Origin of the sequence: Actinomadura physcomitrii (genome assembly GCF_008923205.2) — a bacterium.
GTDB lineage: Bacteria > Actinomycetota > Actinomycetes > Streptosporangiales > Streptosporangiaceae > Spirillospora > Spirillospora physcomitrii.
Map to the genome: position 1 here is coordinate 83,211 of NZ_WBMS02000035.1, position 23,150 is coordinate 106,360.

A 23,150-nucleotide genomic window follows, 5' to 3' on the forward strand; every position below is an offset into this window, starting at 1 on the left:
CCCCCCGAGCCGATCAGTCGCCCACCTGCCCGCCCTCGTCGTGGACGGGACAGCAGGAGCGTACGGGACAGGTCCGACACTTGTCGTTCGCGCGCGCCTGGAAGACGTCGCTCGCCATCCCGCTCGCGACGATCTCGATGAGCTTCTTCGGCCATTCGGGGTCGGCGTCCTCGGCGGGCGGCGGCTGCTCCTGCTCGCGGGCCTTGGCGGTGAACGCGGCCTTGCCGACCTGGATCAGCTTCGCGCCGCCCGGCTCGATCAGCCCGTGCCGCTCGAACGCGCCGAGCATCACGGCGTACTGGTAGACGCCGAGCTGCGGGTGGCGGGCCAGGTCGTCCTTCGGGACGGCCGTGGAGGAGGTCTTGATGTCGATGATGACGGCGCGGCCCTGCTCGTCGCGTTCGGCGCGGTCGATGCGGCCCTTGATGACGACGCGGCCGAGGTCGACCTTGAACGACTCCTCCAGCGCGACGACCTCGTTGGGGTTGTCGCGGTGCCAGGCGAGGAACCTGTCGACCATCGCGGTGGCCTGCTCGCGCTGCTTCTCGGAGTACCAGGAGCTGCGGAAGTCCAGGTCGTTCCAGATCTGGTCGAGGCGCTCGGCGACGTGCACGTCGGTGACGCCGTCGTCGGCGCCCGCCATCTCCGCGACCGCGTGGATGACCTTGCCCATGGTGCTGAACTCGTTCGGGCCGCCCTCCTGCGCGCCGACGGCCGAGGCGAGCAGCCAGCGCAGCCCGCAGGTGGTGAACGCCTCGACCTGCGACGGGGAGATGGTGATCTGCTCGTCGCCGGCGAACGCGGGGCCCTGGTCCGACAGCGCGGTGATCGCGTACCAGTTCTCCGGCTTCGCGCCGCGCACGCCCGCGCGCGCGAGGCGGGCGAGGTGGCCGGCGGCGGCGCGGCGCAGCGGCTCGGGGCGGGTCGGGTCCGACACCACCGACCGCAGGTCCGCGACCAGCGCGGACAGCGACAGCCAGCGGGTCTTCTCGTCCAGCTGGGACTGCTCGATCGCGCCGGGCAGCAGCTCGTTGAGGAACCGGGACGGGCGCTCCTCGGTGTCGTCGCCGCCCACTGCGGTCACCACGAGCCGCTTGCGCGCGCGCGTGACGGCGACGTAGAAGAGGCGGCGCTCCTCGTCCAGCATCTTCGCCGCCATGGACGCCCCGGCCGCCGCCTCGTTGCCGGGGTCGGCGCCCGCCGCGTGCTCGATCAGCTCCTCGACGCCCAGCAGCGAACCGCGCAGCCGCACGTCCGGCCACACGCCCTCCTGCACCCCGGCGACGATCACGACGTCCCACTCCAGGCCCTTGGAGCGGTGCGCCGTAAGAATCCGGACCGCCTCGCCCTCCGGCGCCTGCTCGGCGAGGGTGTCCCCGGCGATCTCCTGCGCGGCGATGTCGTCGACGAACAGCTCCGGGCCCGCCTGCGGCAGCCGGTCGACGAACCGGGCCGCGTGGTCGAACAGCGCGACGACGGCGTCCAGGTCGCGGTCGGCGGACGCGCCGCGCGTCCCGCCCTTGACGCTCTGCTCCAGCAGGCCGTCCGCCAGCCCGCTCTCCTGCCACACCGCCCACAGCACGTCCTCGGCGGACCCGCCGTCGTGGACGGTGCGCCGCGCCACGTCGATGAGGTGCGCGATCCGCTCGGCGGGGGCGCGCACCTTCTCGTGGACGAGCACCAGCTCGCGGGGGTCGTTCACCGCCGCGACGAGCAGCTCGCCGAGCGGCCGCTGCCCGCCCGACAGCTCCTCCAGGTCGCGCAGCGCGCGCTTGAGCCGCCGCAGCGCGAGGGCGTCGGCGCCGCCGAGCGGGCCGGTGAGCAGATCCTCGGCGACGACCTCGTCCAGGTGGCCCTTCTTCAGCGCGGCCCGCAGCAGCACCAGGAACGGCCGGACGGCGGGCTCCTGCATCAGCGGCACCTCGTCGCCGGCGACGACGACGGGGACCCCCGCCTGCGCCAGCGCCCGCCGCAGCACCGGCACCTGCCGGACGGCGCTGCGCACCAGCACCGCCATCCGCGACCAAGGCACGCCGTCGAGCAGGTGCGCGCGCCGCAGCTCGTCCGCGACCAGCGCCGACTCCTGGCTCTCCGAGTCGGCGATCACCGCCCGGACTTCGCCTTCCTCGGCCTCGTCCGGGGTGAGGAGGGCCCGGTGCTCGGCGGCGCCGCCCGCCGAACCGGCGGGCAGGCGGCGCGCGATCCGCCGCGACGCCTCCAGGATCTCCGGCCCCATCCGGCGGCAGGTGCGCAGCGCCACCACCGGCGCGGGACGGCCGTCCAGCGTCAGGAAGCGGTTCGGGAACTCCTGGATGCCGCGCACGTCCGCGCCCCGGAACCCGTAGATCGACTGGTCCGGGTCGCCGACCACGACCAGGTCGCGGCCCTCCCCCGCCAGCAGGTGCAGCAGCGCCTCCTGCGCGGGGTCGGTGTCCTGGTACTCGTCGACGAACACCACGTCGTAGGAGTCGCGCTCGCGGATGCGGACCTCCTCGTCCGCGAGCATCCCGGCGGCCATGTAGATCAGCTCGCCGTAGTCGTAGGTGGGGACGGGGTCCAGCGCGAACCGCTCGACGTAGCGCTCCATGAACGCGCCGATCGCGGGCCAGTCGTCGCGCCCGCGCATCCGCCCGAGCGCGACCAGCTCCTCCGGGGTGAACCGCCGCTCGACGGCCCGCAGCGTGAAGTCGCGCAGCTCCTCGGCGAACCCGCGCGTCGCGAGCGCCGCCCGCAGCCGCTCCGGCCAGTCGCGCGCGCCGTCCGCCAGCTCGCCTTCCAGCAGCCGCCGAACCTCGAGCAGCTGCTCCGGGCCGGACAGCAGCCGCGGCGCGGGCTCCTCGTTCAGCACCGCGTCCCTGCGCAGCAGCGCGTAGGCGTAGCTGTGGAACGTCAGCGCCAGCGGCGTCCGGGTCGTGCGGTGCAGCCGCCCGGTGATCCGCTGCCGCAGCTCCCCCGCCGCCTTGCGGCTGAACGTCAGGACCAGCACCCGCTCGGGGTCGGTGCCGCGGTTCTCGATCCGGTCGACGACCGCCTCGACGATCGTCGTCGTCTTCCCGGTGCCCGGCCCGGCCAGCACCAGCATCGGCCCGCCCGCGTGCTCGACGACCCGCCGCTGCCGCTCGTCGAGCGCGGGCGGCACCGCGCGCGCGGGACCGGCGCGGCGGACGAGACGGTAGGAAGCAGACGGCACAACAGTTCATTGGAGCAGATCACCGAGGCTCCTCGGACCACAACGCCCGCATGTCGCGAAGGTGACGCAGCGTTGAACAGGTGGAACGGGTTCAACGCGGGACTCGGCGGGTCGCGGTCGCCCGCCGGATCAGGAGAGGTCGGGGAGCCAGCGGGCGCGGGCCATGTCGACGCGGCGGCCGTCCGGACGCAGCGGGGTTCCCTCCGCGCGGTAGTGCTCGTGCGCCTCGACCTCGTTGCAGGCCGGCGGGCGGCCGTCCGCGCGGATCACCCGCCACCACGGCACCCCGCCGCCGAACAGCGACATCACCCGTCCGACCTGCCGCGGCCCGCCCCGCCCCACCATCTCGGCGATGTCCCCGTACGCGAGGACCCGGCCCGGCGGGATGCGGTCCACCGTGTCCAGGACCGCCTCGGCGTACTCGTCAGGCTCCGACCACATGCGACGATTCTCCAGGCCTCGTCCCGCCACCGCCACCCGGTCGCGACCAGCCCCGCCAGGCACAGCGCGCAGAGCGCGACGCACGTCACCACGAGCGCGCCGGACCGGTGGACGACCTGGACCGGCCGGACGTCCCCCGCCGCGAACCGTTGTCCTGCGGGCAGCCCGGCGCCGCCCGTCCGGGCGCCCGCGAGCGCGTCGGACGCGGTCAGCGCGGCGAGCGCGTCGACCCGGCCGAAGCCGACGCCGAGGTCGTAGCCGCCCGCCGGGCGGTGCCGCGCGCTCGCCGCCACCGCCTGCGCGACCAGCGCCGGCGCCAGCCCCGGATGCCGCGACCTGACCAACGCCGCGATCCCCGACACGAACGCCGTGGCGGGGCTGGTGCCGTCGCCGATCCAGTACCGGTCGCCGGGCCCCGCGCCGATGATCTGGACGCCCGGCGCCGACACGCTGACCGCCGAGTTGCGGTTGGAGAAGTCCGCGTGCCGGCCCCGCGCGTCCACGGCGGCGACCGAGATGACGCCGGGGTACGACGCCGGATAGGAGTAGCGGGTGTGGCCGCCGCGCCGGGCCGTCCGGTCGGCGCCGCCGTTGCCCGCCGCCGCGACCAGCACGACGTTCCGGGAGATCGCGTAGGCGACGGCGGCGCGCTCCCGCTCGGTCGGGTACGAGCGGCCGAGCGACAGGTTGACCACGTCGGCGCCGTGGTCGACGGCGTACCGGATGCCGTCCGCGATCGTGCCCGCGTAGCGGCTGTTCTCGGTGAACGCCGCGAAGCCCGGCTCGTCCCGTTCCACGATCACCCGCAGGGACAGCAGCCGCGCCCGCGGCGCCACCCCGACCACGCCGAGGGTGCCGCCCGGGCCGTGCCCGTGGCCGGCGATGATGGACGCCATGTTGGTGCCGTGCAGCCGCTTCGGCGGGACGCCGCGCGGCGACGCGCCCTCGGTGTAGTCGGGCCCGGTCGTCACCGCGCCCGCGAGGTCGGGCTGGCCGGCGTCCACGCCCGAGTCCAGGACGGCGACGGTCACGCCCGCGCCGCGCGCCAGCGTCCACGCCTGCGGCACGTCCAGCGACTCCAGCACCCGCGTCACCGCGTCCCGCACCTGGTCGGCGCGCGCGGCGCCCGGGAGCAGCGGCGGGACGGCCAGCCCGGCCGCGACGAGCGCCGCGCCGAGCCTGCTCAGCACGACCACTCCCGCGTGCCGCAGCGGATCCGGGCGGGCGCGGTCAGCGGGTGCAGCACCCCGTCGACCAGCTGCGGCGCCAGCTCGGCGACGTCGGGCAGCCGCCGCGCGGCGCGCAGCGCCGGCCGCCCGTCGGCGTACCCGACGGTGGCGGCGACGACGTACGGGCCGCGCTGCGCGGCGGCGGCCGCCTGCCGGGCCGCGTCGGCGAACCGCGCCGCGACCGTCCCGGGGAACGGCAGCGCCCGCAGGCCCGGCGACGGCGCGCTCGCCGGGAACCGCGCGACGGCGCCGCGCGCGGACGCGCCGTCCGGGAACGCGGCGACCCCGACCGTGACGGCGAGGCCCTGCGCCTGGTCGAGGTAGGTGGCGCGGAGCACCGCCAGGCATCCGCGCGCGGTCAGCGCCCCGGACAGCCGGGCGTCGACGGCGGTGCCGCAGCGGGTGTCGGTGCCGATCCCGACGCGCCGCGCCGTCTCCGCGGAGCCCTCGTCGAGGGTGTAGCGGAGCCCGGCCGGAAAGATCCGCCCGGCGGGCCACGTGAGGTACCGCCGCCCGATCTCGGTGGCGACGGCCGCGGACCGCTCGGCGGCCGTCGGGCCGCGCGTCACCTCGCCGGCCAGCCGGACGCCCGCGACGGCGAGCACCGCCGCGCAGCCGGCCGCGGCCAGCAGCGGCGCCGCCGCGCGGGGCGGGCGCCGGTGCGACGGCGCGGCCGGAGCCTCGTCCGGCCCGATGTCCGGGGCAGGGATCTCCGCGCGCGCCACGTGCGGAGCGTAACCGACCGGCCCCCGGCACCGCCCGGTGACCGGCCGGTCAGACGATCATTCGCCGGACGGTTCCTCGGGCGCCCCGAACGACGGCCGCGCGGCCGGGTCCGGCGGCGCGAACGCGGGCCGCCCCCCGCCCGCCGCGTCCCCCGATGGTTCGGCCGCGGGAGAAGCGGCCGCCGGAGGCGCGGACGCAGGAGGCGCGGACGGTGCAGGGCCGTAGCCGCCGCCGGGCCGGCCCGCAGGCGGCGCGGGCGACCCGTAGACCTGGCCGCCCTGAGCGCCGCCGTACGGGGACGGCGCGTACGACGGCCCGCCCGGCCGTCCGAAGCCGCCGCCCTGCGCACCGGCGGGACCACCGAAACCGGCCGGGCCGCCCGGACCGGGCGCGGGCCCGGCGGGCAGGACGCGCGGGTGCCGGCGGTGGAACGCGCCCGCCACGAGGACGGCGCCGATGAGCCCCCCGACCCCGATCACCACGATCGCGATGACCGCGGGGGTCACCCAGGCGGGCCGGTGGATGATCGTGACGTCGCCGGGGTCGCGATCGGTGAACCGCTTGGCGCCGGGCTTGCCGGCGGACGCGGTGGCGGCGCCCTTGGCCAGGGTGTCGGAGGCGGTGAGGGCGCGCTGGGCGTTGACCTCGCCGAAGCCCACGTCGGGCCCGTACCCGCTCTTCGGTCCGAAGCGGGTGCTCTCGATGAGGGCCTGGGAGACCAGCGCGGGCGCGAGCTTCGGGTGCCGCGCGCGGATCAGCGCGGCGATCCCGGAGACCAGGGCGCTGGCGTCGCTCGTGCCGTCGGAGACGTAGTAGTCGTCGCCGGGCCCGGCGACGGGCAGGCCGGCGCCGGGCGCGGACACCACGACCGACAGGTTGCGGTTGGAGAAGGGGGCGCGGTCGTGCGACGGCTGCGTCGCGGCGACCGCGATGACGCCCGGGTAGGACGCGGGGTAGGAGTACGGCGAGAAGCCGTCGCCGTCGATGAGGTCGCTCTCGTCGCCGTTGTTGCCCACCGCGGACACCACGACGACGCCCTTGCCGATGGCGTAGCCGATGGCGTCGCGCTCGGCGGGGATCTCGGTGTCCCGGCCGGGGAGGCTGATCTTGCCGAGCGACAGGTTGATGACGTCGGCGCCGTGGTCGGCGGCGTACCGGATGCCCTTCGCGACGGCGTCCTCGGCCTCCCGCGAGCTCCGGTAGCGGGCGTAGCTCGGATCCTCCTTCTCGCCGATGACGCGGATGGCGAGGACCCGCGCCTCCGGGGCCATGCCGATGACGCCGTCGCCGCCGCCGGGCCCGTGGCCGTGCCCGGCGATCAGCGACGCCATGTTGGTGCCGTGCAGATGGGCGGGCTTGCTGCCGCCGTCGATGGCGGCGAGCATGTTGGGCCCGACGGTGACGGACCCGGCGATGTCCTTCTGGTTCGGGTCGACGCCCGAGTCGACCACGGCGACGGTGACGTTCCGGCCCTTGGTGATCTTCCAGGCGGCGTCCATGCTCAGCTCGTCGAGGATGCCGCGCTGCCGGTCCCGGACGATGTCGGCGCGCGCGGGCGCGGGGACGAGCGGGACGCACGCGCCGGCGAGCGCCACCGCGAGCAGCGCGCGCGCCGCCGCAGGTGCGCGCCGTCCGCCCGGGGCCTTCGCGCGGCGCGACCGCGCCCGCGTCAGCATTTCCATCCGCGCGCGTGGCAGTCGGGCAGCGCCTTGGCGGAGAGGGTCCGCGCGATCGCGTTGCCGAGCTGCGGCGCGATCGCGAAGGGGTCGCCGGGCCGCTCCTTGCGGACGGCCGAGGCCGGGCGCCCGTCCGCCTCGCCGGAGGTGGTCAGCACCACGTAGGGGCCGCCGCGGTCGGACGTGCGGTCCTGCCGGGCGGTGTCGGTGAACCGGGCGGACGCGGTGCCGGGGAACGGGGCGGCGCGCAGCGCGGGGCTGACCCCGCCGCTGCCCGGCCCCCGCGAGCCGGGGATCGCCTTGTAGGCGCGGTCGGCGGCCCACGGGTCGGCGAACGCGACGACGCCGACGGTGACGACGATGCCCTGGAGCCGGTCGGTGTAGGTGGCGCGCAGGACGGCCTTGCAGCCCTGCTGGAGGAGCGGTCCCGCGAGTCCCTGGTCGACGCCGGTGGCGCAGTTGGTGTCGGGGACGATGCCGGTCCGGGACGCGTACTCGCCGCGTCCCTGCCCCGCAGTGTAGGTGATCTTGCTGGGGAAGATCCGTTCGGCGGGCCACGCCCGCCAGCGCTGCGCGACCTCGGCCTTGGCGGCCCACTCCAGCTCGGCGTTGGTGGGGTCGCGGTGCAGCTCGGCCCAGACGCCGCCGATCGCGATGGTGCCGGTGACCAGGTAGACGCAGCCGACGACGATCGCGGCGACCATCCACTGGCGGGCGCGCAGCCCGAGGACGGTGATCGCGGGCTCCTGCGGCGCGCCGTTCCCGCCTTGGCCAAGCGGCCCCCAGCCGGGCATGGCGGGACGCTGCATGCCCGGTGGCACCATGGGCCCGGACGGTCCGCCGGGCGCGCCGGGACCCGGTCCTGGCGGGCGGCCCGGGGGCGCGCCCGGCCGCGGGCCGGGGGGAGCCGGGGGGCCGGGCTGGAGGTGCGGGCCTGGCGGGGGCGGCTGCTGGGAGGGGGGCAGGAATGCCACAACAGTCAAGATTAACTCTGGTTCATGACAATCCGCCCTCCCATTGCGGTGAGGGACCCCGACCTAACCCGGACGCGCCGGCCCCGGACACGCGGAAGGGGCCCCTCCGCGGAGAGGCCCCTCCGTCACTGCGGGATGCGGGAGGTCACCGGTCCATGGTCCGACGGGCCTCCTTCGCGGCGTCCTTGACCTGCTCGCCGACCTGCTTGGCGCCGCCGGCGACCTGGTCCTTGCGGCCCTCGGCCTCCAGGTAGGGGTCGCCGGAGCCGCGTCCGGCCTCTTCCTTGCCCCGGCCCTTGGCCTTCTGGGTCTTGTTCTTGAGCTTGTCGAGGATGCCCATGGCTCCTTCTCCCGTACGAGGTCCGTGCAGGGGTCCGGTGCCCGGCACGTCCCGATCCATGCCGTCCGGCTGCTTGGACCGGTCGGCATGGCCGCTGGCATGGGCGTTTCCGCCCACCGTCCTTCGGGGAATGCGCGCGGACATGGCAAGGTTGTCCCGTGAGGGGACGACGACGTCCCGCCCCCGTTACAGCCGAGCGTCAGCACAGGAGCACCCACCGTGTCGTTGCCACCTCTGGTCGAGCCCGCAGCGGAGCTCACCCGCGACGAGGTCAACCGCTACTCGCGGCACCTCATCATCCCCGACGTGGGGATGTCCGGGCAGAAGCGCCTCAAGAACGCCAAGGTCCTGGTCGTCGGCGCGGGCGGTCTCGGCTCCCCCGCGCTGCTCTACCTGGCCGCCGCCGGCGTCGGCACCCTCGGCGTCATCGACTTCGACGTCGTGGACGAGTCGAACCTGCAGCGCCAGATCATCCACCGGCAGTCCTCGCTCGGCAAGCCGAAGGTCGAGTCGGCCGCCGAGACCGTCCGCGAGATCAACCCGCTGATCGACGTGGTGGTGCACGACACCGCGCTCGACCGCGACAACATCATGGACATCTTCGGCCGGTACGACCTGATCGTCGACGGCACCGACAACTTCGCGACCCGCTACATGGTGAACGACGCGGCGGTGCTGCTCGGCAAGCCGTACGTGTGGGGCTCCATCTACCGGTTCGACGGGCAGGCGTCGGTGTTCTGGGCCGAGCACGGCCCCTGCTACCGCTGCCTCTACCCGGAGCCGCCGCCGCCCGGCATGGTCCCGTCGTGCGCCGAGGGCGGCGTCCTCGGCGTGCTGTGCGCGTCGATCGGCTCGATCCAGGTGAACGAGGCCATCAAGCTGCTGACCGGCATCGGCGAGCCGCTGGTCGGCCGGCTGATGATCTACGACGCGCTGGAGATGACGTACCGGTCGGTCAAGGTCCGCAAGGACCCCGAGTGCCCGCTGTGCGGCAAGAACCCGACGCAGACCGAGCTGCTGGAGGACTACGAGGCCTTCTGCGGCGCGGTGTCGGAGGAGGCCAGCGAGGCCGCCAAGGACTCGACGATCACCGTCCTCGAACTGAAGGGCATGCAGGACCGCGGCGACGACATCTTCCTGGTGGACGTCCGCGAGCCCAACGAGTACGAGATCGTCTCGATCCCGGGCGCGACGCTGATCCCGAAGGGCGAGTTCCTGAACGGCTCGGCGCTGGAGCGGCTGCCGCAGGACAAGAAGATCGTCCTGCACTGCAAGTCGGGCGCCCGCTCGGCCGAGGCCCTCGCCGTGGTGAAGAGCGCCGGCTTCGGCGACGCCGTGCACGTCGGCGGCGGCATCCTCGCCTGGGTCAACCAGATCGACCCCACCCAGCCCACCTACTGACGCACTGGCCGTCCCACGGGACGAGACCACCGCAAGGCCCCCGGATCCACTCGGATCCGGGGGCCTCGACATGCCGCGCCTCCAAATGCGACCGGCTCGCGGAGGTTTACGATCGCTTGCGAGTACTCACCATGGAGCCAGAGGAGTCGGCCGAGTTCATCTCGACTCTGGCGGAGGAGTTGCAATGAGCGAGACGGCGGCACGTGAAACGCTTAGCCCTGCGGACCGCGAGCAGGTCGCCTGGCATGTCAGCACGTTCAGCGACAACGGTGGGGGCAACTGCGTCGAAGCCGGACCACTCGCGGACGGCACCGAACGCGTCGCCGTCCGCCACAGCCGCCGCCCCGATGCCGAGACCATCGTCTACACCCGCACCGAATGGGAAGCATTCCTCGCCGGCGTCCGCAACGGCGAATTCAACTTCTTCCCCGGATAGCCCAGCGCCGGTCCCCGCGGCCCAGACTCGGGCGTCGCCCACGCCCGGAAACAACACTGCGCCTGCGGCAGCGGTCGCCGGTACGCTGACCAGCTATGATCGACGCCGCCGATCCATGGCTGCTGCACTTCACGCATCTGGACAACCTTGCCGAGATCGCACGTACCGGTCTACTGGCGGACAACCTCCGCCGGGCCGACGTCCACGAGTGCGGTCAGCCGAGCATCAAAGAGCGTCGCCGGTCACGAGTGGTACCGGTGCCGCCCGGCGGGGTGGTGGCCGACTATGCCCCCTTCTACTTCGCCCCGCGCTCGCCGATGCTGCGAAGCATCCTTGGCGGCAAGGTACGACAGTACGACAGCGACCAGACGCATCTGGTGTACCTCGTCACGCGGCTATCCCGGGTAGCGGGAGCAGGGCTTCCATGGGTGGCAACCGACCGGAACGCGGTCCTGCGCCCGACGAGGTTCACCACGGACGCCGCGGCTCTGGCCGAGCACATCGATTGGGAGATCATGAACGCCCGCTACTGGGGCAACACACCGGAGGACGGATCGCGGCGGGAGCGTCGGATGGCGGAGTTGCTCGTCCATGGCAACGTCCCCTGGAGAACCTTCAGTCATCTCGCGGTGTGCTGCAACGAGCGTGCGGGGGAAGCAGCGGAGCGGCTGGAGGCCGCACCGACCACGCCCAGGGTGCTTGTCAGACCTGATTGGTACTTTGATGTCCCAAGTGGCTGCCCATGCCAGGGAGTATGGAGTTGGGGAGGAGGCGAGTCAGATGATCGTTGAATGCACGGGCAACCTGCTGCGCGACGACGCAGAGGCCCTTGTGAACACCGTCAACACGGTCGGCGTCATGGGCAAGGGGCTCGCACTGCAGTTCAAGCGAGCCTTTCCTGCCAACTTCAGAGCCTACGTCCAGGCATGTGCCGATCACCGGGTACGTCCTGGGAAGATTTTTGCCACTTCCATGGACGGAGATCGATGGATCCTCAACTTCCCAACCAAGCGCCATTGGCGGCAGCCATCCAATCTTGAGGACGTTCGCGCGGGACTGGACGATCTAGTACGAGTTCTGGTGGAACTGAAAGTCAGAACTGTGGCCATCCCCCCACTGGGCTGCGGCAATGGAGGACTGGACTGGAGTGTCGTCCGGCCGTTGATCATCGAGAAACTGGGGGGCTTGGGGCTAGAAGTCCGGCTCTACAGTCCAGGGACCCCTTCACCGGAGGACATGCCCGTCAGCCCGGAACGCCCACGACTGACAACAAGCCGCATACGGCTGCTCGCCGGGCTGCGCCGCTACGCCGAGACGGCTTATGCGGCGGGGGTTGCCGTCGACTCGCATACGTCTCTTCTGGAGACCCAAAAAGTCGTCTACCTTCTCCAAAGCGCCGGACTCGATCTCGGATACCGTTTCAAGCGTGGCCATTACGGCCCCTTCTCCAGTGGACTCAACCGCGATATCGCCGCACTGGAAGGTCATTATCTCATTGGGTACGGTGATGGCACCGGAGGAGCACGCGCCGACCTGCGCCTGCTGCCGGCGGCCGACGCGGCGGAGCCTCCGATCGCCGACGACCCCATGTTCCGGCGCTCCTGGCGCAAAGTGTCGAATGCCGTTTTGGGCTACGAGTACCCCGACGGTATGGAATTGCTGAGCACCGTCCATTACCTCGCAGACCATCGAACCGGCCGCTTCGATGATGAAGACATAGCGGGCGAAGTGGCGCAGTGGAGCTCCCGCAAACGGCGTCTCTTCAGCTCCGACGATGTCCAATGTGCACTCGAACGGCTGCGTGAGGCACGACTCCTCGATCCGGCCCGCTAAACCCGCCTGACAGGTCTGTCCGACCTCATCGGGGTGGGGTGTAGGTGAGGCCTAGGGGCGGGGCTATCTGCTGGAGCATGAGCTCGAACATGGGCGCGGCGTCGTCGAGGGCGAAGCTCAGGTGGCCGAACACCTCCAGGCTGACGCTGCCCTGGAGGCGCACCCAGCACTCGAGGTAGATCTGCAGGAGGCCCAGCGGCAGCTCGGCCCCGCCGGCCTCGCCGCGGTAGCGGCGCAGTTGCGGCAGGAGGTCGGGGTCGATCTCGTCGTCGGACGGCACCGGGAACGGGTGCTTGCGCCAGAGCTCCAGGAACAGCGTCATGAACACCGAGCCGAACTGCTGGGCGCACTCGTCGGCGAAGTCCTCCCGCGCGTCGTCCCCGAGGCCCGGGACGGGCGCGCCGAACAGCAGGGCGTACTCGCGGGGGTGGGAGAGCGCCCAGCAGCGGAACTCCCGGGCCACCGACAGGAATTTGCCGCTCATGTCGCCGTGCGGGACGTCCTCGATGCTGGAGCGCAGCTGCTCGGTCAGCTCGGTGTAGATGTCGCCGACGACGTGCCGCAGCAGCTCGGAGTGGCTGTCGTAGTAGCGGTACAGCGCGGGCGCGGTCATGCCCATCTCGCGGGCGATGGCGCGCAGCGACACCGCCTCGGGCCCCTGCTCGACGAGGATCCGCCGCGCGGTCTCAGAGATCTCCCGGACCGTCGCCTCCCGCAGCCGGTCACGCCGTGTCGTCACGCTCCGCCCCACTTCCTCCCCGAGGTCCGGCCGTCACCGGCCGCTCCCGCATGATTCCCCAAAAACACCATTGACGAAAGTGAACGTCATATGCAAAGTTTACGGTGTTCGCTAGTTTACAGCGTTCACCAAGGTGACGCGGCGTAACCAACGGCAGGGGGAACGACGATGTTCGAGCGATGGGGCAGGTGGGTGCACCGCCGCCGGCGCTGGGTGCTCGCGGTCGCGGGCGCCGCGCTGGTCTTCGCCGGCGTATGGGGCACGGGCGTGTTCGGCGCGCTCACCTCGTCCGGCGGCTTCGACACGCCCGGCAGCGAGAGCGCGCGGGCGACCGCGATCGCCGAACGCGACCTCGGGCGCGACCAGGCCGACGTGGTGATCCTCTACAAGGGGCGCCCCGGCATGACGGTGGACGACCCGTCCTACCGCGCCTCGGTGGACAAGGCGCTGGCCGCGCTGCCCCAGGGCAAGGTCGCCGGGACGTCCACCTACTGGACGACCAGGGCGCCGCAGTTCGTCAGCAAGGACCGCGGCTCCACCTACGCCGTGCTGCAACTCGCCGGCAAGGACGAGGCCGCGCGGCAGGACGACTACGACGCGATCAAGGACGACCTCACCGATGTCCCCGGCGGCCTGACGGCCAAGGTCGGCGGCCAGCTCGGCACTCAGACCGCGATCAACGAGCGGGTCTCGTCCGACATCGGACGGGCCGAGGGCATGGCGATGCCGGTGCTGCTGGTGCTGCTCGTGCTGATCTTCGGCGGGCTGGTGTCGGCGAGCCTGCCGCTGCTGATCGGCGGGCTGGCGATCCTCGGCTCGTTCACCGCGCTGCACGCGCTCACCTACGTCACCGACGTGTCGATCTTCGCGGTGAACATCACCACGTTCCTCGGGCTCGGCCTGGCGATCGACTACGGCCTGTTCATGGTCAGCCGGTTCCGCGAGGAGATCCGCCGCGACGGCGCCACCGCCGAGGACGCGCTCGCCGCGACGATGGCCACGGCCGGCCGCACGGTCGCGGTCTCCGGCGTCACGGTCGCGGTGTCGCTGTCCGGGCTGCTGCTGTTCGACCAGAACTTCCTGGTCTCGATGGGCTACGGCGGGATCGCCACCGTCGTCGTCTGCATGCTCGGCGCGCTGACCGTGCTGCCGGCGCTGCTGGCCGTCCTCGGCCCGAAGGTGAACGCGCTGGCGATCCGGCGCCGCCGCAAGGCCGCCGCCGGAGCCGGGCGCGGCGAGGCGGACGGCTGGTGGGGCCGGCTCGCGCACAGCGTCATGCGCCGCCCGGTGATCTACGCCGTCGCGACCGTCGCGCTGCTGCTGACGCTCGGCAGCCCCTTCCTCCACATCAACTGGGGCGGTGTGGACGCCAAGGTGCTGCCGTCCGGCGCGGACGCCCGGGTCGTCTCCGAGGCGCTGCAGCGCGACTTCCCGAGCAACTCCACCGAGGCGATCCAGGCCGTGGTGACCGGCACGTCCGACCGGGCCGCGGTCCAGGCCTACGGCGACCGGCTCGCGGCGCTGCCCGGCGCGACCGGCGCCACCGTGACCGGCGCGAAGGGCGAGACGACCCGGATCGCGCTCACCTACTCCGCCGAGCCCGACTCCGCCGCGGCCCGCGACCTGGTGCACCGGGTCCGGGACGTGCCGGCGCCGCCCGGCGCCCGCGCGTACGTTGGCGGGAGCACCGCCGACGTAGTCGACCAGCTGTCCAGCATCGGCGGCACGCTGCCGTGGCTGGCGCTGCTCGTCGGCGGCGTCACGTTCGCGCTGCTGTTCCTGGCGTTCGGGTCGGTGGTGCTGCCGCTGAAGGCGATCGTGATGAACATGCTGTCGCTGTCGGCGACGTTCGGCGTGGTCGTGCTGATCTTCCAGGACGGGCACCTGTCCGGCCCGCTGGACTTCACCGCGACCGGCGCCATCTCCCCGTCGATGCCGATCCTGATGCTGGCGATGCTGTTCGGCATCTCGATGGACTACGAGGTGTTCCTGCTGTCGCGGGTCCGCGAGCAGTACGACCTGACCGGCTCCAACACCGCCGCCGTCGCGGCCGGGGTGCAGCGCACCGGCGCCATCATCACCAGCGCGGCGCTGCTGTTCATCGTCGTGATCGGCGCGTTCGCCACGTCCGGCGTCGCGTTCATCAAGATGACCGGCGTGGGCATGGCGGTCGCGATCCTGGTGGACGCGACGGTCGTCCGGGCGCTGCTCGTGCCGGCGACGATGCGGCTGCTCGGCCGCGCGAACTGGTGGGCGCCCGGCCCGCTGGCCAGGCTCTACGGGCGGTACGGGCTCCGTGAGGGCGACGCGGCCGCGCCGCCGCGCGCGCCGGAGCCGGCGTCCGCGCACTGAGCCCCGCCCCGGCCCATGGCCCCGGCCCCCTTCGCAGGGGGCCGGGGCCCAGCCGCGAGAAAAGGGCGCCAAGAATCGCAAAGCGGTTGTGGACCGGTGCACCCGGCGGGAAACTGAATGACGTTCGCCCGGCGCCGAACGCGCGTGAACGACCCGCGACGGCCCGCGCCCGGCGGCCCCTTCCCACGTTTCACGGGTACTCCCCTGGAGGCATCATGCCCATGCTGGCGACCACCGAGGCCGAGATCGCCCTCGGCCACCTCGAGCGTCTGACGGAGGAGCTGCGCTCGCGCGGCTGGACGGTCGAGCTGGCCCCGCCGTCGGACCGCTGGCCCTCCGCCCTCGTCGCCAACCCCGAGATGCGCATGTTCAACGAGAACGTCATCGCGGTGCAGGAGCGCTCCGACGGCTCCTGGTCGTACTTCTACAGCTGGGGCGAGCGGATCGCGCCGTGCACCGACCCGTCCGCCGCCGCCGCGATGCTCGGCCGCGTCCTCGCCACCCGCCGCGACGGCTGACCCTCGCCCCGCGCGGGACTAGGCCGACTTGCGGGTGCGGCCCTTCGCCGGCTCCTTCTTGCCGCTCGACTTCGCGGCCGTCTTGCGGCCGCGCGACGCGGGCTTCTTCTGCGCCTCCTTGTCCGACGACGAGGCCGCCGCCTTGCCGCCGCCCCCGCCGCCGCGGCTCTTCTTCGCCGCTTCGACGCTGGCGCGCAGCGCGCTCAGCAGGTCCGCCGCGGGCTCCTCCTCGGCCTCCTCGGACGGCCTCGTCACCTCGCGCCCCTCGACCTTCGCGTCGATCACCGCCTGCAGCGCCTCCCGGTAGGCGTCCTTGTACTCGCCCGGGTCGAAGTCGCCCGCCATCGACTCGATCAGCGACGACGCCATCGACAGCTCCTGCTTGCGGACCTCGATGTCCTCGTCCAGGAACGGGAAGTCGGGCTCGCGGACCTCGTCCGGCCACAGCATCGTCTCCAGGACGAACACCCCGCCCCGGACCCGCAGCGTCGCCAGCGACTCGCGCTGCCGCAGCGCCACCTTCACGATCGCGACCTGGTCGGAGCTCTCCAGCGCGTCGCGCAGCAGCACGTACGGCTTCGCGCCCTGCGCGTCCGGCTCCAGGTAGTAGGACTTGGCGAAGTAGATCGGGTCGACCTCGGACTCCTCGACGAACTGGAGCACGTCGATGCGGCGGCTGGTGGACAGCGGCAGGTCGGCGAAGTCCTCGTCGGTGAGGATCACCATCTCGCCGCCGGGCAGCTCGAAGCCCTTGGCGATGTCGGCGTAGGGCACCTCCTCGCCGTCGACCGTGCAGACCCGCTTGTACCTGATCCGGCCGCCGTCCTCCCGGTGCACCTGGTGGAAGCTGACGTCCCGCTGCTCGGTCGCGGAGTACAGCTTCACCGGGATCGTCACCAGCCCGAACGAGATCGCGCCCTTCCAGATGCTCCGCATGCCGTTGTCCTTACCCAGCCGGGTCCGCTCCTCCCCTTAGCGTCGCAACCCGGTTCGATTTGCGCCATAACGGGCGCTTGATCCTTTTCTTGGGCGCGGGCATCGGGTAAGACGGCCGGTATGACCATGCCATGGCCCGTCGAGCCGATGATGGCCGCCACCGGCGACCTCCCCGACGACGGCGCGCGCTGGGGTCTGGAACTCAAATGGGACGGCGTGCGGGTCGTCTCGCAGGTGTCGCCGGACGGCGTGCGCGCGACCGGCCGGCGCGGGAACGACGTGGCCTCGCGCTACCCCGAGCTCACCGCCCTCGCCGACCTGCTGCCCGACCACGACGTCGTGCTGGACGGCGAGGTCGTCGCGTTCGAGCAGGGCCGGCCGAGCTTCGAGCGCCTCCAGCGCCGGATGCACGTGGCGCGGCCGCACCCCCGGCTGATCCGCGAGGTCCCCGTCCGGTACGTGGTGTTCGACGTGCTGTTCCTGGACGGGCGCGTGCTCTACGACGCCCCCTACGCCGAGCGGCGGTCGCTGCTCGCCGACCTCGACCTCGCCGGCAGCGGACCCGTCGAGGTGCCCCCCTACCTGCACGGCGGCGACACCACCCAGGTGGACGAGCTGCTCGCGTTCACCATCGAGGAGCACCTGGAGGGCCTGCTCGCCAAGCGGCTGGACTCCCCGTACCGGCCGGGGCGCCGCGTCGACTTCTGGCGCAAGGTGAAGAACTTCCAGACCCGCGAAGTGATCGTCTGCGGCTGGAAGCCCGGCCGGGGCCGCCGCGAGGGCGGCGTCGGGTCGCTGCTGCTCGGCGAGTACGACCCGAAGGGGCGGCTCGGTTTCGTCGGGCACGTCGGCACCGGCTTCAGCGACCGCGCCCTCGACGAGCTGTACGAGGCGCTGTGGCCGCTGCGCCGCCCGACCAGCCCGTTCGACGAGCCCGTCCCGCGCGAGCACGCCCGCGACGCGCAGTGGGTTGAGCCGCGCCTCGTCGGGGAGGTCGCCTACAGCGCGCGCACCAGGGACGGCCGCCTCCGCTTCCCGTCCTGGCGCGGGCTGCGCGACGACAAGGACCCCCTGGAGGTCACCAGTGAGCAGTGACGCCCCCGCACTGGAGGACGGCGCGCCCGAGGACGGGCGGTGAGCAGCCGGCAGGTCGAGGTGGACGGGCGCCGGCTCAGCCTGTCCAACCTCGGCAAGAACCTGTACCCGGAGTTCACCAAGGGCGAGGTCATCGACTACTACGCGCGCATCGCGCCGGTGATGCTGCCGCACTTGAAGGACCGCCCGGCCACCCGGATCCGCTGGCCGGAGGGCGTGGACGGCGGGAAGTTCTACGAGAAGAACGCCCCCTCGCACACGCCGGGCTGGGTGCGGACGGCGCGGGTCCCCACGCCGGGCAGCACGTCCGGGCGGGAGACGGCGGACTTCGTCGTCGTCGACGACCTGCCGACGCTCGTGTGGTGCGCGAACCTCGCCGCGCTGGAACTGCACGTCCCGCAGTGGAAGGTCGGCCCGCGCGGCGGGCTGCACGCCCCCGACCTGGTGGTGTTCGACCTGGACCCGGGGCCGCCCGCGACGGTCGTCGAGGCGTGCGAGGTGGCCGCGCTGCTGCGCGACGTGCTCGCCGAGGACGGCTTCGGCTCCTACCCCAAGACCAGCGGCAAGAAGGGCCTGCACCTGTACGTGCCGATCAAGGAGCCGACCGACGCGGCGCGGACGTCGCAGTACGCCAAGGCCGCCGCGCAGCGCCTCGCGTCCGAGCACCCGGACCTGGTCGTCGCGAAGATGGACAAGCGGCTGCGCAAGGGGAAGATCTTCGTCGACTGGAGCCAGAACAACCCGGCGAAGACGACCGTCGCGGCCTACTCGCTGCGCGCCGCGTCCCGCCCGTCGGTGTCCGCGCCGATCACCTGGGACGAGCTGGAGTCCTGCGAGGACGCCGCCGACCTGGTGTTCTCCCCCGACGACGTGATCGAGCGGGTCGACAAGCACGGTGACCTGCTGAAGCCCCTGCTGGACGGGCGCCGCCGCGCGCTCCCCTGACCCCCGGCACGCCGGTTCCGGGCGCCGTATGTGTCCGAACCGGCACGCTCCGGCGTCGACTTCCGCCACCATGTGCACACGGGGACGCCATGTGAGCGGGGACACACCCGCCGGTGCGGAAGGAAGATCAGTTGTCGCAGAACCATCACTACGACGCCGTGGTGCTGGGCGGGGGGACGGCGGGAGAGCTGGTCGCGACCGGCCTCGCCCGCGCCGGGCGCGACGTCGCGCTCGTCGAGAACCGCCTGGTCGGCGGGGAATCGCGGTATTTCGCGTGCGTTCCGTCGAAGTCGCTGCTGCTGTCGGCGCGGCGCGGCGAGACCTGGGAGATGGCGGTCGCCCGCCGCGACGCCCTCACCGGGCACCGCGCCGACGAGCGGATCGTCGCCCGGATGGCCGAGGAGGGCGTCACCGTGCTGCGCGGCCGCGGCCAGGTCACCGGACCCGGCCGGATCGAGGTGGACGACGCCGAGCACGGCTTCGACGACCTCGTGCTGTGCACCGGCAGCGAACCGGTGATCCCGCCCGTCGACGGCCTCGCCGACGTCCCGCTGTGGACGAGCGACGGCGCCCTGTCGGTGCCCGACCTGCCGCGCCGGCTGGTCGTCCTCGGCGGCGGCCCGGTCGGCTGCGAGCTGGCGCAGGTGTACGCGGCGTTCGGGTCGCAGGTCGCGGTGGTCGAGGCGTCCGGGCGGCTGCTGACCGCCGAGGCCCCGTTCGCCGGCGAGGTGCTCGCCGACGCGCTCCGCCGGATGGGCGTCGACCTGCGGCTCGGCGTCGACCTCTCGCACGTCGAGCGCAAGGAGTCGGGGCTGCGGCTGTGGCTGTCGGACGGCGGCACGCTGGACGCCGACCGGATCCTCGTCGCCGCCGGGCGCCGCCCCCGGGTGGAGGGGCTCGGGCTGGAGACGCTCGGCGTCGCCACGTCCCCCGGCCACGGCGTGCCGGTGGACGAGACGTGCCGGGTGCCGTCGTCGTCCGGCGACGTGTGGGCGGCGGGCGACGTCACCGGCGTCGCCCGCACCGCGCACGCCGCCCGCTACCAGGCGCGGCTCGTGCTGGCGAACCTGCTCGGCGAGCACCGCGCGGCCGACTACCGGGCGATCCCCCGGGTCGTGTACACCACGCCCACCGTCTACTCGGTCGGGATCTCCCCGAAGCAGGCCGAGGAACTCGGAATAGACCTGCTCACCGCCGGGTACGACCTCGCCGCGACGGTGCGGGCGGCGGTGGAGGCCGACGAGCGCGGCCGGGTCGAGCTGTACGCCGACCGCTCCCGCGGGCTGCTGATCGGCGCCGCCGCGGCCGGACTCTACGCTGAGGAGTGGATGAGCGAGATCGCGCTGGCCATCCGCGCGGAGACGCCGCTGAGCGTGCTCACCGACGTCGTGCACGCGTTCCCGACCTACGGCGAGTCCGTGGAGGTGCCGCTGCGGGAACTGGCCGGGCGCCTGTGACGGACCTTCCGATCGGCTCTTCCGAGGAGGACGCCTGATGAGCGAGACCGACGACCTGGAGCGCGAGCCGCTGCCCGACGACGCCAACGAGGCCGACACCGCCGAGCAGCGGGCCGATCTCGGCGAGGAGGGCGAGGAGACCACCGAGTGGGCGGCGCAGCTGCCCATGGACGTCAACGAGGCCGACGCCGCCGAGCAGCACCGCGAGATCCCGCTCGACGAGGACGACTACCGCTGACCGCCGCCCCGCCGCGGCGGACGGGGCGTCCGGCTGCGGCGGGGCGCCGCCGGAAATACACTGACCTGCGCGTGCGAGGAATGTCGGGGGTCTTTGTTAGTGACCCACGAGGTTACCGGCGCGTAGGATGGTGGGATTGTTTCCCCGCGACGGACACCCTCTACCGTCGCGCTGATCTGGTGATCGGAGAGTGTGGTGACGGCTACCCCGGACGCCCGCCCCCGCGGCACGCGCCTGCCGCGGCTGGCGCGCCGCAGGCAACTGCTCGGCGCGGCCCAGGAGGTGTTCGTCGCGCAGGGGTACCACGCGGCGGCGATGGACGAGATCGCCGAACGTGCGGGAGTCAGCAAACCCGTGCTCTACCAGCACTTCCCGGGCAAGCTGGAGCTGTACCTGGCCCTGCTGGACGAGCACGCCGAGGCGCTGGTGAAGACCGTGCGCGACGCGCTGGAGTCCACCACGGACAACAAGCTGCGGGTGCAGGCGAGCATGCAGGCGTTCTACGACTTCGTCGCCGGCGACGGCGAGGCGTACCGGCTGGTCTTCGAGTCCGACCTGCGCAACGTGGCGCCCGTGCGGGCCCGCGTCGACCGCGCCAACCAGCAGTGCGCCGAGATGATCGCCCAGGTGATCGCCGAGGACACCGGCGCCGCCAGCGACGAGGCGCACCTGCTCGGCATGGGCCTGGTCGGCATGGCCGAGGTCAGCGCCCGGTTCTGGCTGTCGCAGCACCGCGCGATCCCCAAGGACACCGCCGAAAAGATCATCGCCCGCCTCGCCTGGCGCGGCATCTCAGGTTTCCCTCAGATTTGATTGCATTGCCCTTGGCGGTCGGGCCCTGGGGGCCCTCCCTTCGGCGGGCAATGCGCGCGATCGCTGCATCGCTCCGACTCGCCTGGCGGCTCGCTGCGCGATCAAGTTCTCGCAAGCTCGAACTTGGCTTCGCTCGCGATCGCGACGGTTCGGGTGGGTGCGTGGCTGAGGTGGCGGGTTGATGTAGTCGCGCCGGTGATCGTGCGACCATCGGAGGGACCGCCCGCCGTGCGGCGGTCCGGGACGGACGAGGGGAGTAGCGCGTGCAGGTTCGGATCGGCGTGCAGAACGTGCCGAAGGAGATCGTGGTGGAGACCGACCAGTCCGCCGACGAGGTGCAGGAGGCCCTCGCCGACGCGCTGTCGGAGCCGCGCGGGGTGTTCGTGCTGAAGGACCGGCGTTCGGGCCGGGTCGTCATCCCCGCCGAGCGGGTCGGCTACCTGGAGATCTCCGAGGACGAGCGGCGCGGCGTGGGGTTCGGCTCCCAGTACGCGTGAGGGACGGGCGGCGCGGCGTTTTGCCGCGGCCGTACCCGGCTTGACCAGGACGTTGTTTCATTCCGGCGGAGCGGGCATACCCGACTGCGACCACGGGCCCGAGGGCGACTCCGGGCCCACGGAAACGGAATGGACTGATCTGACATGCTCGCCACGATCCTCTGGTTCATCATCGTCGGTGCCGTCATCGGGGCGCTGGCACGGCTCCTCGTGCCCGGCCGCAACCCGATCGGGATCCTGCTGACGATCGCGGTGGGCGTCGTCGGCGCGATCGTCGGCGGGGTGATCGCGAGCGCTCTCGGCGCGGGCTCGATCATCGCGTTCGTCGTCGCGCTGGTGATCGCGGCGCTCTGCGTCGCGGGGCTCACCTCGGCGAACGGCCGCGGCCACGGCCGGCGCCGCGGCGGCTGGCGCGGCCGGCGCCACAGCCGCACCTTCTGACCCTCTCCGCAGGCCCCACCGGCCCCCGCCGCTCCGGCGGGGGCCTTCGCCGCTACGGGACCGGGACGCCGGCCGCACGGAAGATCTCCGGCCGGACGAACCGGCCGAGCCGCCGGTAGGGCACGCTGAACGGCCGCCAGGCGCGTCCGCAGGCCATGCTGTAGCCCATCACGGACTCCAGCGGGTAGAAGTCGATCCCCGTGCGCGTCGGCAGCAGGGCGACTCGGCCCTCCTTGATCATCGCGGGCGTGACGTCCCCGCCGCCCGGGTCCGGCGACTCGCCCTCGCACAGCGAGCCGCCGCCCGGCCCGTACTCGATCAGCAGGCTGGTGAAGGCGTGCGTGCCGGCCGCCGTGAGCGCGTCCGCGCGGAAGAAGTCGCGGGGCGGGACCGCGCGCCCGGTGGCGAGGTCGACGGTGACCATCTGCGCCAGCGCCGTGTTCCTCGTCAGGGCGGTCCCGCTGTAGGAGTACCGGACGGAGAACAGCTTCGGCCCGTTCAACCCCACCTCGTAGGTCACCTTGCCCGTGTAGGGGGTCGGCGGGTCGGCGGTGCCGGTGAAGGCGGACAGGTCCTGGCCCGCGGTGCGCGCCCAGCTCTCGGCGGGCTCGCGGACCGCCGCGTTGACCTTGGCCTGCAGCGCGGCGGGCAGCCCGCTGAGCTGCGGGTAGCTCGCCGTGACGCGGGTCGCGGGGTGGTCCGTCGTCCGGACGACGGACACGGGCCGCACGCGCAGGTCCGTCCGCGCGTGCGGGGCGTCGTTCCCGGAGGCGGCCGTGTAGGCTCCCGCGCCGCCCGCGGCGACCGCCGCCGCGGCGGCGACGGCCGCGGCGACCTTGGCGCCGGTCGCCGCGAACAGCCCACCGCCGGCCG

23 protein-coding genes are annotated in these 23,150 nt (G+C 73.0%); 13 read left to right on the forward strand and 10 right to left on the reverse strand.

Features of this window, described 5'->3' with window-relative positions; all coding sequences use genetic code 11:
* Positions 1–13 precede the first annotated feature (13 nt).
* From F8568_RS33845 to F8568_RS33875, 7 genes are all read right to left on the reverse strand, one after another.
* The gene (locus tag F8568_RS33845; RefSeq protein WP_151597766.1) at positions 14–3,190 is read right to left on the reverse strand and encodes an ATP-dependent helicase; all 3,177 of its coding nucleotides are present in this window, start codon (positions 3,188–3,190) and stop codon (positions 14–16) included.
* A 129-nt stretch (positions 3,191–3,319) separates the two neighbouring features.
* Positions 3,320–3,586, reverse strand: a complete 267-nt coding sequence (locus F8568_RS33850) for an MGMT family protein (RefSeq protein ID WP_328601147.1) — start codon at positions 3,584–3,586, stop codon at positions 3,320–3,322.
* Positions 3,496–4,821, reverse strand: coding sequence for a S8 family serine peptidase (locus F8568_RS33855; RefSeq protein ID WP_328601148.1), 1,326 nt, complete (start codon positions 4,819–4,821; stop codon positions 3,496–3,498). Before F8568_RS33855 ends, F8568_RS33850 begins: the two co-directional genes overlap by 91 nt.
* Complete coding sequence (locus F8568_RS48895; protein ID WP_151597768.1) at positions 4,815–5,585, reverse strand: hypothetical protein; 771 nt, start codon at positions 5,583–5,585, stop codon at positions 4,815–4,817. The genes F8568_RS33855 and F8568_RS48895 overlap by 7 nt, the downstream gene beginning before the upstream one ends.
* Before the next feature lie 57 nt (positions 5,586–5,642).
* A complete protein-coding gene (locus tag F8568_RS33865; protein WP_236009769.1) occupies positions 5,643–7,268 on the reverse strand; it encodes a S8 family serine peptidase in 1,626 nt (541 codons plus the stop codon).
* Positions 7,256–8,071 (reverse strand): hypothetical protein, encoded by an 816-nt coding sequence (locus F8568_RS33870; RefSeq protein WP_151597769.1) that lies wholly within the window; start codon positions 8,069–8,071, stop codon positions 7,256–7,258. Before F8568_RS33870 ends, F8568_RS33865 begins: the two co-directional genes overlap by 13 nt.
* Positions 8,072–8,381: 310 nt before the next feature.
* Entirely contained in the window at positions 8,382–8,576 is a 195-nt protein-coding gene (locus F8568_RS33875; RefSeq protein WP_151597771.1) for a CsbD family protein, read from the reverse strand.
* 219 nt (positions 8,577–8,795) lie between these two features.
* Here F8568_RS33875 and moeZ point away from each other — a divergent pair, with 219 nt between their 5' ends.
* The 4 genes from moeZ (at position 8,796) to darG (ending at position 12,246) form a co-directional block, all read left to right on the forward strand.
* Complete coding sequence (gene moeZ, locus F8568_RS33880; RefSeq protein WP_151597772.1) at positions 8,796–9,977, forward strand: adenylyltransferase/sulfurtransferase MoeZ; 1,182 nt, start codon at positions 8,796–8,798, stop codon at positions 9,975–9,977.
* Positions 9,978–10,161: 184 nt separating this feature from the next.
* Positions 10,162–10,413, forward strand: coding sequence for a DUF397 domain-containing protein (locus tag F8568_RS33885; protein ID WP_151597773.1), 252 nt, complete (start codon positions 10,162–10,164; stop codon positions 10,411–10,413).
* Positions 10,414–10,508: 95 nt separating this feature from the next.
* A complete protein-coding gene (gene darT, locus F8568_RS33890) occupies positions 10,509–11,204 on the forward strand; it encodes a type II toxin-antitoxin system toxin DNA ADP-ribosyl transferase DarT (protein WP_151597774.1) in 696 nt (231 codons plus the stop codon).
* A complete protein-coding gene (gene darG / locus F8568_RS33895) occupies positions 11,194–12,246 on the forward strand; it encodes a type II toxin-antitoxin system antitoxin DNA ADP-ribosyl glycohydrolase DarG (protein ID WP_160573864.1) in 1,053 nt (350 codons plus the stop codon). The genes darT and darG overlap by 11 nt, the downstream gene beginning before the upstream one ends.
* Before the next feature lie 25 nt (positions 12,247–12,271).
* Here darG and F8568_RS33900 read toward each other — a convergent pair whose 3' ends face one another.
* Complete coding sequence (locus F8568_RS33900) at positions 12,272–12,985, reverse strand: TetR/AcrR family transcriptional regulator (protein WP_151597776.1); 714 nt, start codon at positions 12,983–12,985, stop codon at positions 12,272–12,274.
* A gap of 168 nt (positions 12,986–13,153) precedes the next feature.
* On the opposite strand from F8568_RS33900, the gene F8568_RS33905 reads away from it, so the two are divergent.
* Positions 13,154–15,337 (forward strand): MMPL family transporter, encoded by a 2,184-nt coding sequence (locus F8568_RS33905; protein ID WP_151597777.1) that lies wholly within the window; start codon positions 13,154–13,156, stop codon positions 15,335–15,337.
* Between the two features lie 215 nt (positions 15,338–15,552).
* Entirely contained in the window at positions 15,553–15,855 is a 303-nt protein-coding gene (locus tag F8568_RS33910) for a hypothetical protein (protein ID WP_151597778.1), read from the forward strand.
* A gap of 18 nt (positions 15,856–15,873) precedes the next feature.
* Here the strand turns inward: F8568_RS33910 and ku are convergent, their stop codons facing one another.
* Positions 15,874–16,791, reverse strand: coding sequence for a non-homologous end joining protein Ku (ku, locus tag F8568_RS33915; protein WP_151597779.1), 918 nt, complete (start codon positions 16,789–16,791; stop codon positions 15,874–15,876).
* 120 nt (positions 16,792–16,911) lie between these two features.
* Here ku and ligD (F8568_RS33920) point away from each other — a divergent pair, with 120 nt between their 5' ends.
* From ligD (F8568_RS33920) to F8568_RS33950, 7 genes are all read left to right on the forward strand, one after another.
* The gene (gene ligD, locus F8568_RS33920; protein ID WP_151597780.1) at positions 16,912–17,886 is read left to right on the forward strand and encodes a non-homologous end-joining DNA ligase; all 975 of its coding nucleotides are present in this window, start codon (positions 16,912–16,914) and stop codon (positions 17,884–17,886) included.
* Positions 17,887–17,925: 39 nt separating this feature from the next.
* Positions 17,926–18,831 carry a non-homologous end-joining DNA ligase gene (gene ligD, locus F8568_RS33925; RefSeq protein ID WP_151597781.1) on the forward strand — a complete coding sequence of 302 codons (906 nt, stop codon included), beginning with the start codon at positions 17,926–17,928 and terminating at the stop codon, positions 18,829–18,831.
* A 131-nt stretch (positions 18,832–18,962) separates the two neighbouring features.
* Positions 18,963–20,288, forward strand: coding sequence for a dihydrolipoyl dehydrogenase family protein (locus F8568_RS33930; RefSeq protein ID WP_202125667.1), 1,326 nt, complete (start codon positions 18,963–18,965; stop codon positions 20,286–20,288).
* Positions 20,289–20,325: 37 nt separating this feature from the next.
* The gene (locus tag F8568_RS33935; RefSeq protein WP_151597782.1) at positions 20,326–20,526 is read left to right on the forward strand and encodes a hypothetical protein; all 201 of its coding nucleotides are present in this window, start codon (positions 20,326–20,328) and stop codon (positions 20,524–20,526) included.
* Between the two features lie 195 nt (positions 20,527–20,721).
* Positions 20,722–21,339: a TetR/AcrR family transcriptional regulator gene (locus tag F8568_RS33940; RefSeq protein ID WP_151597783.1), complete on the forward strand. Its 618-nt coding sequence runs from the start codon at positions 20,722–20,724 to the stop codon at positions 21,337–21,339.
* A gap of 263 nt (positions 21,340–21,602) precedes the next feature.
* Positions 21,603–21,836 carry a DUF3107 domain-containing protein gene (locus F8568_RS33945; protein ID WP_151597784.1) on the forward strand — a complete coding sequence of 78 codons (234 nt, stop codon included), beginning with the start codon at positions 21,603–21,605 and terminating at the stop codon, positions 21,834–21,836.
* 144 nt (positions 21,837–21,980) lie between these two features.
* Complete coding sequence (locus F8568_RS33950; RefSeq protein WP_202125668.1) at positions 21,981–22,277, forward strand: hypothetical protein; 297 nt, start codon at positions 21,981–21,983, stop codon at positions 22,275–22,277.
* Between the two features lie 52 nt (positions 22,278–22,329).
* On the opposite strand, the gene F8568_RS33955 is transcribed toward F8568_RS33950, so the two are convergent.
* The coding region (locus F8568_RS33955; protein WP_160573865.1) for a DUF4163 domain-containing protein at positions 22,330–23,150 on the reverse strand (821 nt) is incomplete at its 5' end.

Excerpts from the sequence above, each read along its gene's own strand:
- F8568_RS33865 (WP_236009769.1), bottom strand. The coding sequence starts at position 7,268 with ATGGAAATGCTGACGCGGGCGCGGTCGCGCCGCGCGAAGGCCCCGGGC.
- F8568_RS33905 (WP_151597777.1), top strand. The coding sequence starts at position 13,154 with ATGTTCGAGCGATGGGGCAGGTGGGTGCACCGCCGCCGGCGCTGGGTG.
- F8568_RS33910 (WP_151597778.1), top strand. The coding sequence starts at position 15,553 with ATGCCCATGCTGGCGACCACCGAGGCCGAGATCGCCCTCGGCCACCTC.
- F8568_RS33935 (WP_151597782.1), top strand. The coding sequence starts at position 20,326 with ATGAGCGAGACCGACGACCTGGAGCGCGAGCCGCTGCCCGACGACGCC.
- darT (WP_151597774.1), top strand. The coding sequence starts at position 10,509 with ATGATCGACGCCGCCGATCCATGGCTGCTGCACTTCACGCATCTGGAC.
- F8568_RS33875 (WP_151597771.1), bottom strand. The coding sequence starts at position 8,576 with ATGGGCATCCTCGACAAGCTCAAGAACAAGACCCAGAAGGCCAAGGGC.
- ligD (WP_151597780.1), top strand. The coding sequence starts at position 16,912 with ATGACCATGCCATGGCCCGTCGAGCCGATGATGGCCGCCACCGGCGAC.
- darG (WP_160573864.1), top strand. The coding sequence starts at position 11,194 with ATGATCGTTGAATGCACGGGCAACCTGCTGCGCGACGACGCAGAGGCC.
- F8568_RS33950 (WP_202125668.1), top strand. The coding sequence starts at position 21,981 with ATGCTCGCCACGATCCTCTGGTTCATCATCGTCGGTGCCGTCATCGGG.
- F8568_RS33870 (WP_151597769.1), bottom strand. The coding sequence starts at position 8,071 with ATGCAGCGTCCCGCCATGCCCGGCTGGGGGCCGCTTGGCCAAGGCGGG.
- ku (WP_151597779.1), bottom strand. The coding sequence starts at position 16,791 with ATGCGGAGCATCTGGAAGGGCGCGATCTCGTTCGGGCTGGTGACGATC.
- F8568_RS33885 (WP_151597773.1), top strand. The coding sequence starts at position 10,162 with ATGAGCGAGACGGCGGCACGTGAAACGCTTAGCCCTGCGGACCGCGAG.